Annotated in this window: 13 protein-coding genes; 6 read left to right on the forward strand and 7 right to left on the reverse strand. The window is 60.2% G+C overall.

What is annotated here, in order from left to right:
* Nucleotides 1-65: 65 nt before the first annotated feature.
* Nucleotides 66-1,964, reverse strand: coding sequence for an FTR1 family protein (locus ACA066_RS27985; protein WP_497697442.1), 1,899 nt, complete (start codon nucleotides 1,962-1,964; stop codon nucleotides 66-68).
* 313 nt (nucleotides 1,965-2,277) lie between these two features.
* On the opposite strand from ACA066_RS27985, the gene ACA066_RS27990 reads away from it, so the two are divergent.
* The 4 genes from ACA066_RS27990 to ACA066_RS28005 are packed head-to-tail and all read left to right on the forward strand — an operon-like array spanning nucleotide 2,278 to nucleotide 5,430.
* Complete coding sequence (locus tag ACA066_RS27990; RefSeq protein WP_497697443.1) at nucleotides 2,278-3,675, forward strand: COG3014 family protein; 1,398 nt, start codon at nucleotides 2,278-2,280, stop codon at nucleotides 3,673-3,675.
* Between the two features lie 15 nt (nucleotides 3,676-3,690).
* A complete protein-coding gene (locus ACA066_RS27995; RefSeq protein WP_017341417.1) occupies nucleotides 3,691-4,062 on the forward strand; it encodes a YcfL family putative periplasmic lipoprotein in 372 nt (123 codons plus the stop codon).
* 33 nt (nucleotides 4,063-4,095) lie between these two features.
* Nucleotides 4,096-4,683, forward strand: coding sequence for a penicillin-binding protein activator LpoB (lpoB, locus tag ACA066_RS28000; RefSeq protein ID WP_017341418.1), 588 nt, complete (start codon nucleotides 4,096-4,098; stop codon nucleotides 4,681-4,683).
* Between the two features lie 3 nt (nucleotides 4,684-4,686).
* Complete coding sequence (locus tag ACA066_RS28005) at nucleotides 4,687-5,430, forward strand: penicillin-binding protein activator LpoB (protein ID WP_497697444.1); 744 nt, start codon at nucleotides 4,687-4,689, stop codon at nucleotides 5,428-5,430.
* A gap of 153 nt (nucleotides 5,431-5,583) precedes the next feature.
* On the opposite strand, the gene rhtB is transcribed toward ACA066_RS28005, so the two are convergent.
* From rhtB to abc-f, 3 genes are all read right to left on the reverse strand, one after another.
* Nucleotides 5,584-6,216 carry a homoserine/homoserine lactone efflux protein gene (gene rhtB / locus ACA066_RS28010; protein ID WP_497697445.1) on the reverse strand — a complete coding sequence of 211 codons (633 nt, stop codon included), beginning with the start codon at nucleotides 6,214-6,216 and terminating at the stop codon, nucleotides 5,584-5,586.
* 208 nt (nucleotides 6,217-6,424) lie between these two features.
* Nucleotides 6,425-7,006: a mechanosensitive ion channel domain-containing protein gene (locus ACA066_RS28015; RefSeq protein WP_497697446.1), complete on the reverse strand. Its 582-nt coding sequence runs from the start codon at nucleotides 7,004-7,006 to the stop codon at nucleotides 6,425-6,427.
* A complete protein-coding gene (abc-f, locus tag ACA066_RS28020) occupies nucleotides 7,006-8,916 on the reverse strand; it encodes a ribosomal protection-like ABC-F family protein (RefSeq protein WP_497697447.1) in 1,911 nt (636 codons plus the stop codon). The genes ACA066_RS28015 and abc-f overlap by 1 nt, the downstream gene beginning before the upstream one ends.
* Before the next feature lie 50 nt (nucleotides 8,917-8,966).
* Between abc-f and ACA066_RS28025 the strand changes: the two genes are divergently transcribed.
* Entirely contained in the window at nucleotides 8,967-9,431 is a 465-nt protein-coding gene (locus ACA066_RS28025; RefSeq protein ID WP_497697448.1) for a TIGR02444 family protein, read from the forward strand.
* On the opposite strand, the gene ACA066_RS28030 is transcribed toward ACA066_RS28025, so the two are convergent.
* A complete protein-coding gene (locus ACA066_RS28030; RefSeq protein WP_497697449.1) occupies nucleotides 9,428-10,546 on the reverse strand; it encodes an AlgP family protein in 1,119 nt (372 codons plus the stop codon). The genes ACA066_RS28025 and ACA066_RS28030 overlap by 4 nt on opposite strands.
* Before the next feature lie 192 nt (nucleotides 10,547-10,738).
* Here ACA066_RS28030 and ACA066_RS28035 point away from each other — a divergent pair, with 192 nt between their 5' ends.
* Nucleotides 10,739-11,404, forward strand: coding sequence for an FKBP-type peptidyl-prolyl cis-trans isomerase (locus ACA066_RS28035; RefSeq protein ID WP_497697450.1), 666 nt, complete (start codon nucleotides 10,739-10,741; stop codon nucleotides 11,402-11,404).
* Between the two features lie 66 nt (nucleotides 11,405-11,470).
* On the opposite strand, the gene ACA066_RS28040 is transcribed toward ACA066_RS28035, so the two are convergent.
* Together ACA066_RS28040 and ACA066_RS28045 are read right to left on the reverse strand one after the other, a co-directional pair.
* Nucleotides 11,471-11,929, reverse strand: a complete 459-nt coding sequence (locus tag ACA066_RS28040; protein WP_007899333.1) for an Rsd/AlgQ family anti-sigma factor — start codon at nucleotides 11,927-11,929, stop codon at nucleotides 11,471-11,473.
* A gap of 178 nt (nucleotides 11,930-12,107) precedes the next feature.
* Entirely contained in the window at nucleotides 12,108-12,659 is a 552-nt protein-coding gene (locus ACA066_RS28045; protein WP_497697451.1) for a disulfide bond formation protein B, read from the reverse strand.
* Nucleotides 12,660-12,791: the final 132 nt, after the last annotated feature.

Here is a 12,791-nt window from a genome sequence, read left to right on the forward strand (position 1 = left end):
GTCCTGTAGGAGCGAGCGATGCGGCGATCCGACTTGCCCGCGAATATGAGCGAAGCGAATGCTTTTTAAGAAACCTGCACCCGCCGCTTCTCCGCCATCCAGCTACGCCCATACAACACAATAATCGCAATGATCGCCACCGCCTGAGCGCTCAGCGAATACGCATCAGCGTGGATGCCCAACCAGTCGAACTCAAAGAACGGCACCGGCCGCGTGCCGAAGATCCCGGCTTCCTGCAAGGCCTTCACGCCGTGACCGGCAAACACCACCGACAGCGCGCACAGCAACCCGGCGTTAATACTGAAGAACAACGACAGCGGCAGTTTCGCCGAGCCACGCAGAATCACCCACGCCAGACCCACCAGCAGCACCAGCGCCGTGGCACCGCCAGCCAATACCGCGTTATGCCCCGCAGGCCCCGCCTGCAACCACAAGGTCTCGTAGAACAGAATCACTTCAAACAGCTCGCGATACACCGAGAAGAATGCCAGCGTCGCAAAGCCGAAACGTCCACCGCCGCCTACCAGGCTGCTCTTGATGTAATCCTGCCAGGCCGCTGCGTGGCGACGGTCGTGCATCCACACACCGAGCCAGAGCACCATGACCGCGGCGAACAACGCCGTCGCGCCCTCCAGCAATTCACGTTGCGAACCGCTGACATCGATCACGTAGGCTGCCAGCGCCCATGTCGCCAGACCGGCCACCAGCGCCAGGCCCCAACCGAAGTTGACGCTGCGCACCGCCGATTGCTGGCCGGTGTTGCGCAGGAACGCGAGGATCGCCGCCAGCACCAGGATCGCTTCCAGACCTTCGCGCAGCAGAATCAGCAGACCGGAAATGTAGCTCAGGGACCAGCTCAAACCATCACTGCCGAGCAGACCGGCAGACTCCTTCAACCTGGTTTTCGCTGCATCCAGACGTTTCTGGACCTCGGCCACCGGCAAGCCGTCCTGCAACGACTGACGGTAAGCCATCAGGGATTTTTCAGTGTCTTTGCGCACGTTGGCGTCGACGTTGTCCAGGGAGCTTTCGACCAGTTCGAAACCTTCCAGGTACGCCGCCACCGACAGGTCATAGGCCTGATCGTGATCGCCGGCGCGATAGGCCGCGACGCTCTTGTCCAGGGTTGCAGCGGTGTAGTCGAGCAGTTGCGCCGGGCCACGCTTGACCTGCGGCGGTTGAGAGCGCTGGGCGCGGAAGGTCGCTGCCGCTTGCGGGCCTTCGGCGGCCAGCACTTCGGCCGGGGTCTGACGGGCGAGGTCGGCGATGTTGTAGGTTTTTTCGGATTTTGCCGCGGCCGGATCGGCGCTGAAACTGGCGATGTAAGTGGCCAGGTCCCAACGCTGACGGTCATCCAGCTGATCGGCGAAGGCCGGCATGTCGGTGCCTTCCACGCCCATCCCCAAGGTGTTATAGATCGCGTAGAGGCTCAATCGGTCCTGGCGCGCGGCATCGCGCAGATTGGCTGGCGGCGGCGTCAGACCGACACCGGCCGGGCCATCACCGGCACCCGCATCGCCATGGCAGACCGAACAATGCTGGGCGTACAGAGGCGCCCCCCGGGTCGGATCCGGCGTAATGATCGGCGCCTGACTGACTTCATAGGTCACGGCCAGCTTCGCACCGAGCTGCCGAGCCTGACGGGCGACGTCCGCGCCGTCCTGCCGGGCAGCGATGGCACTGCGCAACGTGCTGACGCCCTGCTCCAGCCCTGCCTTTTCCGGCTTCTCCGGCATGGCGGCAATCAAACCTTGCAGCGCCTTGGTAAATTCCAGCTGCTCGCGGTACTCGGATTCATTGATGATCTTGCCCGCTTGCACAGATTGCGGGTAGTCCGCGCCAATGTAATCGAGCAAATGCAGCGCTTGCGGCGCGCCTTCCACGGTGTCGGCCAGCAGGTTGGAACTGCACAAGGCAAACAGCGGCAATACCAGACAGGCCAGGAAACGGGACGGGGCAGTCATGAATGAATCTCAATTGGAAATACGAAGTAACACATTGTTCACTTCGAATCAGTTTCACTCAAGCTTTGTTGTGTGAAACGCCGCATGAAGCCTCGATTTTCGCCTTTGCCCGATGATGGCACCTTCTATAAAAACGCGATTAAAAAGCCACTACGTAGCCACCATCCAAGTTTATAATGCCGCGCCTGCAATTGATCGACATGGCACTCAAGCTCCTCTGCTCATGAGGAATTGGCAGGACGCCCGTCTGCGCCGATAGGTCTCAACAGCCCGACCAGCAAGCGCGGCTGCATACATTCAGGGAAGAAGTACTATGGCCTCCCGCGCCCTAACCTTGATCGCGCTCAGCGCTGTCACTTTGCTGTCCGGCTGTTCGGCATTCCGCAACTACGACTCGGAACTCGCACAAACCAACCAGCAGCTGGCTTCCGGCAATGTCGACGCCGCGCTGACCCTGCTGGAAAAGAACAACACCGGCGAAGACAAGGACCTGCTGTATTACTTCGAGAAGGGTGAACTGCTGCGCGCCAAGGGCGACTTGTCCGGCAGCCAGAACGCCTGGACCAGCGCCGATGCGGTGGTCGGCAAGTGGGAAGATGCGGTCAAGCTGGATACCGGCAAGTACCTCGCTCAGTTCGGCAGCTTCCTGGTGAACGACAAGGTCCGTCGCTACGAAGGCTACGACTACGAAAAAGTCATGCTGACCACGCAAATGGCCCTGAACCTGCTGGCCGTGAACGACTTCGACGGCGCGCGCACCGCGATCAAGAAAACCCACGAACGTGAAGCGGTGATCGCCGACCTGCGCGACAAGGAATACCTCAAGAGCGAAGAGGAAGCCGAAAAAGAAGGCGTCAAGACCGAATACAAAGACCTGCAGGGTTATCCGGTCGCCAGCCTCGATGCGCCGGAAGTGGTCGGCCTGAAAAACAGCTACCAGAGTGCGTTCAGCCATTACCTGGCCGGCTTCGTCTACGAAGCCCTGGGTGAAAAAGACCTGGCCGCGCCGGGTTATCGCAAAGCGGCCGAACTGCGCCCGAACACCCCGCTGCTGGAACAGGCACTGAAAGACCTCGACAAGAAAAGTGCCAAGGACGAGGACAGCGATATCCTGATCGTCGTGCAAAGCGGCCTGGCGCCGGCCCGGGATTCGATCCGCGTGCCCCTGCCTCTGCCGATCAGCGGCAATGTGGTGATCACCCCGCTGTCGTTCCCGATCATCAAGCCTGATACCTCCACCGCCACGCTCGCCCAGATCGGCGTGGACGGCCAGCAGCTCAACCTGACGCAACTCAACAGCATCACCGCCATGTCCCGCCGCGCGCTGCGTGACGACATGCCGGGCATCATCGTGCGCACCACCGTTCGCGCCGTGACCCGTGGCGTGGCGCAGAAGAAGATCAATGAAACCAACCCGCTGGCAGGCCTGGCGGTCGGTATCACTTCAGCCGTGCTCGAAGGTGCCGATACCCGTACGTGGCGCACCCTGCCGGACAACACCCAGGTGGTGCGCCTGCGCCTGAAGAAAGGCGAGCACCAGGTCACGCTGCCAAGTGCGGTCGGTGGTTCGGTGGTCAAGATCACTGTCGATCAACGCTATCAGGTCATCAGCCTGCGTGCCGTGGGCAGCCAAGTGTTCGCCAGCGGCCTGGCGGCTCACGTCGTCCCGAGCAGCAGCCCGACGGCCGTGGCCAGCCTCAAACAACCTTAAGAACGGAGTCTTTACATGCGTTTCAAACTCATCGCTGTCGTCGCCCTGGCCTTGCTGGCTGGTTGCGCCACACCGCCGCCACCTGAGCCGGGCAGCGCCGCCAGCAAAGTCGTGGCCATGGGCAAGCTGAAGAACATTGTGGTGGGCGCCATGCGCGTCGCCCGGGAAAACGGCTTCATGACGGTCAATGTGCAGCTGAGCAACACCAGCTTCAACAACAAGACCTTCTACTACCGCTTTGCCTGGCTCGGCCCTGAAGGCTTCCCGATTGCCGAAGAAGAAACCTGGAAAAGCCAGATGATGTACGGCGAGCAGACCAGTTTCATCCAGGCCATCGCGCCAACCGCCAAAGCCGTGGATTTTCGCCTCGAAATCAAAACGCCTTAACACCCTATTCGATCAGTTTTAGAGAGCATTCCCATGTTTGCACGTTTTTCGTTCATCGCCGTTATCGCCCTGCTGGCCAGCGGTTGCGCCAATACCTCGCCTACCCTGGGCAGCAAAAACATCAGCTACGGCGACACCAAGGCCGTGGAAACCGTGACCAACGAGTTCGGCTCCACCGACCTGCAGATGATTGCCGAGTCCATGACCCGCTCCCTGGCACAGTCCGGCATTCTGCAGGGCCGTCCGGTGGTTCAGGTCTACGACGTCAAGAACAAGACCAGCGAGTACATCGATACCCGCGAAATCACCACCAGCATCAAGACCCAGCTGATGAAATCCGGCACCGCCCGCTTCGCCAGCGACAACACCGCCATGCAAAGCCAGGTCGACCAGCTCAAGCTGCAAAACCAGAGCGGCCTGTACAAGAAAGCCACCGTGGCCAAGACCGGCAACATGATCGCCGCCAAATACCGTCTTGAAGGTTCGATCAGCTCGATCGTCAAGCGCAGCAGCGACTACAAGGACGTCTTCTACAAATTCAGCCTGCAATTGATCGACGTTGAAAGCGGTCTGGCCGAGTGGATGGACGAGAAAGAGATCCGCAAGACCACGGAGCGTTAATCAATGCGCGCATGGATTGGCATGATGGCCCTGGCTTGCGCGTTCAGCGTGCAAGCGGCCCCGAAAGTCGCGGTGACGGACCTGGCGTTCCAGGAGCGCGTGGAGCAATACATTCACATTGTTTCCGCCAAGAACAATTATCGCGAGGGTTACTACAGCGCCAGCGGTTCTTCGAGCTACAACGAAATCGAAGCGACCTACAGCTACATCGAGCAGGGTGAATTGCGTAAATTTTCCGGCGACATCAAGGGCGAGATACTGCGCACCGGAATGTTTCAGCTGGTGCAAGGCACGCCGTACACCGCCGCGTCCAAGGGTGACGTCTATGACGTGATCAAGCGGATCAAGGCCGGTAACTTCAAGGGTGCCGACTATGTGCTGTTCGGCACCGTGTCGGACATTGATTTCACGCGCGACGTGACCGAGCTGGCCAACACCGACAGCCATTCGGCCGTGTTGGGCCTGACCCTGGTGGCGGACTTCAGCCTGATCAACACCCGGACTTTTGAAATCACCTCGGCGTTCACGGCGATGGGCGAAGGTCAGGACACCAAACTGGTGAATGGCCGGGACATCAAGGTTTCGCTGAACCGGCCACGGGTGGTACGTGACGTGTCCAAGGCGCTGGGTGAAGACGTGGCCGCGCAGTTGAGTCAACAGCTCGGTGGCGGGGGTTACGAGCAACCGGGGCAAGCGCCGTTGCGCAACAACCTGCCTCGGGATACGGCGCCGGTGATTTTGCGCTGACCCATTGAACGAAAAAGGCGACACCCTGTAGGAGCGAGCTTGCTCGCGATGGACTCACGAGCGACGCGTTTATTCAGAAAACACGCGTGATCATTAACGTCCATCGCGAGCAAGCTCGCTCCTACAGGGTCGCCTTTTTTGTGGCTGGGCGGTTTACACCGTAGCTTTGCGCAACGTCGCCATGAACGCCGCCGCACCAATGAACAGCCCGGCAAAGGTGCGGTTCATGCGCTTTTGCTGCTTGGGCGTGCGCAACAAGCGCAGCACCCTGGACGCCAACCCGGTGTAACCAGCCATGACAATCAGATCAACACAGACCATGGTCACACCGATGATCAGGTACTGAATCAACAGCGGCGCATGCGGATCAATGAACTGCGGCAACACCGCGAGCATGAACACCAGGGCCTTGGGGTTGCTGATGTTGACCAGAAAACCGCGGAACACTAAAGCCATCGGCTTGCCGATCTGGCGCACCGCCGCGTCGTCGCTCATGTCGCTGGGCAGCGCGCGCCACTGCTTGATCGCGAGGTAAACCAGGTACGCCACGCCGAACCACTTGATCGCATAAAACGCGGTGGCCGATGCGGTGAGAATCGCGCCAACACCGGCACCGACAATCGCGATCTGCACCGCCAGGCCCAATTGCAGGCCCAGGGCATTCCAGTAACCGCGCCAGAAACCGTATTGCAGACCGCTGGACATCGACGCAATGGCGCCGGCACCGGGAGACAGACTGATCACCCAGCAGGCGGCAAAAAACGCCAGCCATGTTTGAAGCTCCATCGCACACCTCGACTCAGACTCGTTTCAGACGTCTAAGCTAATGCGGCTTTGGGCTGATGACTATCGATTTCTTTTGCGGGATGTTGCACCTTGAGGGCCCCTTCGCGAGCAGGCTCGCTCCCACATTAGACCGCGTCGCTTCATAAAAACACGGTCAACTGTGGGAGCGAGCCTGCTCGCGAAGACGGTGTGTCAGGCACCAGAAGGCTTACTTTTCGAACCCGCTTGAAGGGAATACATCGCTACCGCGCCAGCGTCGAACCGAGCGCTGGAAGAACAGGCTGTTGGGCACCTGCACCATGGCACTGCCAGTACCGAGCTCTTCCGCTTCGATCAACGAGGTGTAAAGCAGATTGATCGCCACCACCCGGCCTTTGACGCCAGGCTTGTCAGTGGTATCCACCAACTCGACCACGTCACCGATACGGAATGGCCCGACAGTAAAGATCAGGATCGCGCAGAGTAGATTGGAGAGCACGCTCCACATGGCGAAAAACGCCACTGCGGCCACCGCAACGAAACCAGACAACGCAGTCCAGAGCACCGTGGCCGACACGCCCAGGCGCTCCAGCACGAAAATCAGCGCACTGCCCATGATCAGCCAGCGCAAACCGCCCCGCAGCGGCATCAGCAACTGCGGTGGAAACGGGTAGCGCTCGCCCAGGCGAGTCAGGCATTTGGCGACGAAGCGTTGCGTGAAGTAACCCGCCAACAGGATCAGCAGGATTTGCACGACGAGCCAGACCGGCTCGATCCAGACAGCCGGCAGCGGCAGCTTGAACGCCTCCATCAGGACAGCGCCTCCAGCTCCGCCTGCATGCTTTCGAGCAGTTCCAGGGCTTCCATCCAGGCTTCTTCCAGCTCGGCTTCACGCACCTTCAGCCTGGCCTGTTCGGCCAGCAGATCACGCAGGTCGTTCTTGCGCGCCGGTTCGTAAATGTCGCTGTCACCGAGGCTGGTATCGATCTTCGCCAGTTTTTCGTGCAGCTTGCCCAGCTCGGCTTCGAGCTTGTCAGCCTCGCGCTTGTGCGGCGCCAGTTGCTGACGCAATGCGGCGGCGGCCTGACGCTGGGCCTTCTTGTCAGTCTTGTCCGGATTGACCGGCGTGTTGCTGACCGGGGCATTGCGCTGACGGTAGTCGACCAGCCAACGGGCGTAGTCTTCCAGATCGCCGTCAAACTCCTCGACCTTGCCGTCCGCAACCAGATAGAAATTGTCGGTGGTGCTTTTGAGCAAATGACGATCGTGGGAGACCACCAGCACCGCACCACTGAATTCCTGCAGGGCCATGGTGAGCGCCAGGCGCATTTCCAGGTCCAGGTGGTTGGTCGGTTCGTCGAGCAGCAGCAGGTTCGGCCGCTCCCAGGCGATCAACGCCAGGGCCAGGCGAGCTTTCTCGCCACCGGAGAAATTCAGCACAGGCTCGTCAATACGCGCACCGCGGAAGTCGAAGCCGCCGAGGAAGTCGCGCAGGGCCTGTTCGCGCTCGGTTGGCGCCAGGCGCTGCAAGTGCAGCAACGGACTGGCCTTCGAGTCCAGGGAATCAAGCTGATGCTGGGCGAAGTATCCGACGACGGTGTTTTCGCCACGGGTCAGTCGACCGGCCAGCGGCTCAAGTTCACCGGCGAGGTTTTTGATCAGGGTCGATTTACCGGCACCGTTGGGGCCGAGCAAACCGATGCGCGCGCCAGGCGTCAGTTGCAGTTTGACCTTCTCCAGCACGGCTTTGTCGCCGTAGCCCAGACGGGCGTCGGACAGGTCGATCAACGGGCTGGAAATCTTTGTCGACTCGCGGAAGACGAAGTCGAACGGCGAATCGACGTGAGCGGCGGACAACTCTTCCATCCGCTCCAACGCCTTGATGCGGCTCTGGGCCTGACGGGCCTTGGTCGCCTGGGCCTTGAAGCGGGCGATGTAGCTTTCCATGTGCGCGCGTTGCGCCTGCTGCTTCTCGTAGGCCTGTTGCTGCTGGGCCAGACGTTCGGCACGGGCGCGTTCGAACGCGCTGTAACCACCGCGATACAGCGTGATCTTGCGCTGATCGACATGAGCCACATGATCGACCACGGCATCGAGGAAGTCCCGGTCGTGGGAAATCAGCAACAAGGTGCCGGGGTAGCTTTTGAGCCACTCTTCGAGCCAGATGATGGCGTCGAGGTCCAAGTGGTTGGTCGGTTCGTCGAGCAGCAGCAGGTCCGAGGGGCACATCAACGCCTGCGCCAGATTCAGACGCATCCGCCAGCCACCGGAGAAATCTCCTACTTGCCGATCCATCTGCTCGTTGGTGAACCCGAGGCCGGCAAGCAGCTTGCGGGCGCGGGCATCGGCGGTGTAACCGTCGGCGCTGTCGAGTTCCGAGTGCAGGCGGGCCTGAGCGGCACCGTCATGGGCCGCTTCGGCTGCGGCGAGGTCACGTTGCACCTCACGCAGACGCAGGTCGCCATCAAGCACGTAGTCGACCGCCAGGCGTTCGAGCGTCTCGATCTCCTGGCGCATGTGGGCGATGCGCCAGTCGGCCGGCAGGAAGCAGTCACCCGAGTCCGGGTGCAGCTCGCCCCGAATCAAGGCGAACAGGCTCGATTTGCCGGCGCCGTTGGCACCGATGAGGCCGGCTTTGTGGCCGGCGTGCAGGGTCAGCTCGGCGTCTTCTAGCAGACGTTGCGGGCCACGCTGTAAAGTCAGGTTCTGAAGTCGAATCATAATGGCGGCGGAGTCTACCAGCTTCGCTCGCAACTGGCGCGAGTAGCACTATGTCCTCTGACCTGTGGAGCTTTTCCCTTGGCACTTACGCCCGTCCTGGCGTTGAAACCGCGTGCCTGACCTTGCAGTCGACGGGGGTGAATGTGTGCCTGTTGTTGTGTGGGTTGTGGCTCGGGCAGCGAGGAGTCGCCTGCAACGAGCAACGATTGCAGCAGCTTCGCAACGTGGCCGAACCTTGGGACGCGGATGTCGTTCGACCGCTGCGCGCCTTGCGCATGCAATGGAAAGTCATCGCGACTGAAGATGTCGAACTGAATGCGTTACGCGAACAAGTGAAAGCGCTGGAGCTGGAAGCCGAACGGCATCTTTTGATGCGGCTGGAGGGTTTGGCGCAGAGTTGGCCGCAGGGTGAGGCGACCGATTTATCGGCCTGGCTGGAGGGTGTGGCGGCGGGCGCCGCCCACCTGGACCGCGACGCGCTGCATCAGCTGCGCGTCGCGGTAACCGGCACTTAGGAAGCGCTGGTTGGGGTGGTTGCTGCGATCGATGCGGCGGCCGGCGTTGGCGCTGGCGTGGCTGTCGAGGTGGCTGCTGCTAAAGCAGACGTTGCTGCCGGAGCCGGGTTGGCTGGCCTGGCAACTGGCGCGGCGGCCGGCTTGGCGGCAACAGGTTTTTTCACCGCTGGCTTGGCCGCCGGTTTTGCAACAGGCTTGGCCGCGACTGGCTTGGCAGCTGGTTTTGCAGCGGCAGGTTTTGCAGCGCTGGCGGTGGCCGGCTTGGCAGCAGCGGCAGGTTTAGCCGCAGCAGGTTTTGCTGCCGGTTTAGCGGCTGGTTTTGCAGCAGCTTTTACCGCTGGTTTTGCCGCAGTTTTAGCCGCGACAGGTTTGGCAGCCGGCTTGGCAGCAGGTTTCGCCGCAGCGGTTTTGGCAGCTGGTTTGGCTACAGGTTTAGCGGCCGTTTTTGCAGCTGGTTTGGCAGCGGCAGTTTTCGCCACGGCTGGTTTTGCAGCAGCCGTTTTTGCAGTGGCTGGCTTGGCGGCGGCAGGCTTGGCAGCCGTCGTTTTAGTAGCCGGTTTCGCAGCGCTGGCAGCGACGGTTTTTTTCGCTGCTGGTTTTGCTGCTGGCTTGGCGGCGGCTTTCACCGGAGCTTTGGCAGCAGGCTTGGCCGGCGCTTTTGCAGCAGCCGGTTTGGCAGCGGCTTTCCCGGCAGGGGCCGCAGCAGGCTTGGCCGCACGCAGGGACAACGCCTTGCCGACAGCCTCTTGTACACGACCGACGCCCTGGGCCAATTTCAGGCTTTCTTGAGCATCGCGCTTGAGTTGCAGAATGTAGGCGCGGGTCTCGGACTGACGATCCTTGAGGGCATCGAGCACGTCTTCGAGTTGCTTCACTCCGTCCTTCGCCTTGGCTTGTGCCTTGGCCTTGCCGGCCGCCGCAGCGTCCTGCAATTTGGTGCGGGATTTGTGCAATTTCTCCTGCGCTTTTCCGCGCTGCTTTTCCAGTTTGGCGAGCAGTTTTTCAGCATCAGCCAAGGCTTGTGAACAAGCGGTTTCCAAATGCTCGAGCAAGCTGCCCGAGAGTTGTTGGAGTAAGTGCAACGGGGTATTTACAGGCTTCTTGTTGGCCGACATGGTTTACCTCCTGGCTGACGTGGGTGCGGCTCATACTAGACCTCTGCAGGGACCGCCGCTAGGGCATGTTGACAGTATTGGAAGCGTTGCGTTGCAACGGATCGAAAATCTTCCGGGCTTGCGTAAAACAAGTTCACTGTCGCACGCATTCACACTGGCATAATCTGCCGCATCTCAGGTCGGAGAGTGCCGATGTCGCGCTACCTTTTTTTATCGCTGTGCGTGTTTTTTTCCGTGGCTCAGGCCGCCGAAAAAACCACGGAAAATGAAGCTCACGATCTCGCGTACAGCCTGGGCGCAAGCCTCGGTGAACGTCTGCGTCAGGAGGTTCCCGATCTGCAACTTCAGGCACTGGTCGAAGGGTTGCAGCAAGCCTATCGAGGCAAACCGCTGACCCTGAAAGATGAGCAGATCGAACAGATTCTGACCGAGCATGAAGCGCAGGTTGCTTTGCAACAGAGCGCGCCGCAGAGCGAGGTCGCCCTCGAAAAAGAGAAACGTTTTCTCGCGGGGGAAAAAACCAAACCCGGTGTTCGTGAACTGGCCGATGGAGTATTGCTGACGGAGTTGGTGCCTGGCACCGGTGCGAAAGCAGGTCCGAATGGAAAGGTCCAGGTCCTGTACATCGGTCGCCTTCCCGACGGCACCGTGTTCGATCAGAACAGTCAGCCGCAGTGGTTCAGTCTCGACAGTGTGATCAGCGGATGGCGCAGCGCCCTGCAAAACATGCCGGTCGGTGCGAAGTGGCGGCTGGTGATTCCATCGGCGCAGGCCTATGGCGCCGACGGTGCCGGCGACTTGATCGAGCCATTCACGCCGCTGGTATTCGAAGTCGAATTGCGCGGGGCAACCGGCTGAACAGCGCAAACGAAAAACGGCGCGCATAAGCGCACCGTTTTTTTTGAGGGTGTTGCCGGAAGGGGTTCAGGCTTGAACCGAATCCTCTTCCTTGTGAGCGGTGTGCAGCACTTCGATCAGGCAGTCTTCCAGTTCAAAGCGTTCGTGCAACAGGCCACCCAGTTCCTTGAATTTCTCTGCCACGCACTTGCCTGCATCGCACAGGTCATTGAACGCAAGCAGCTTCTCGGTGATGACGTCGATACGCGGGTAGATCGTCTCGGCCAACTCGAGGCCGCGAGTGTCGCCAAACGCCTTGGCTTCGCCCGTCAGCTGTTCGTAGATCTCGAAGTGCCCGGCAGACACGTAATCGACCAGCACGCCGCAGAATTCCTGCAATGGCTTGCGGTTCTCGCCCAGAGCCTCAGGCTTGGCGCCGAGAGCATCATAGGCCCGAACCAGTTCGTGACGCTCCTGCAACCAGCGATCGATCAGCAGATGCACTCCACCCCAGCGTTCCTGAGCATTCTGACAACTTTCGAGCATGGTGATCTCTCTTCCCTTGTGGGTCATGCTGCCCTACACCTGTCGCACACTTGAAGATCAAGAATCGGCCAGGCAGAGCGTCATTCGAGCAACATAATTCCAATGACACGTGCGGGCCAGATTATGCCCGCGCGACTGTGGCTTCAAGGTACGCAGGAGATAAAGTTCATACAAGTGTTTAATCGCCCACCAGCGCGGGGTACGACGACTCGCCGCTGAGCGGTCGCCGGCAGGCGATCCAGACAACGCGCAGCAACTGCTGAACACTGAGGATTGTCATCGCGACAAAGAACAACAGGCTCCACTCCGGCAGGCTCAGATCGAACAGCGTCCATGAAATCCGTGCACAGTCTGCCGTGCCGTTGAACATTTGCTGCACAACATAAACCCAGGGGTTGCTTGCGAACAGATCGGCCAGATCGGGCGAACACGTGGACAGCTGTTGCAGCGGATCGCCTTGCAACAACACCTGGCGCCACGCTGTCACTGTTCCCGCCAGACTGCACAGCAAACCCAGCAGCCAATACAGGGAAGAACCAAAACGGCCGGGCCCATGCACCGAAGCCATCAGGCAGACACCCGTGAGTAACGCCAGACACATCCGCTGCACCAGGCACATGCCGCACGGCTGGAGGCCGACCGCATATTCCAGGTAATAGGAAACGCCCAAGGCCAGGGCGCCGACAACGAAAACCATGAAAAACAAGGAGCGTGAGCAGGCCAACGACATGGCTTTTCCGTACCAGTAGAGACAAGTGGTTACGGTAGAGGAAAGCGCGCCAGCCTTACAAGACAGGTCAGCAGGGACACTTCAACAGAAGTGTAGGGAATTCCCGACAGAGTCGAGAGGATTAGATGTAGT

The sequence above is a fragment of the Pseudomonas sp. LBUM1651 genome (assembly GCF_059716135.1).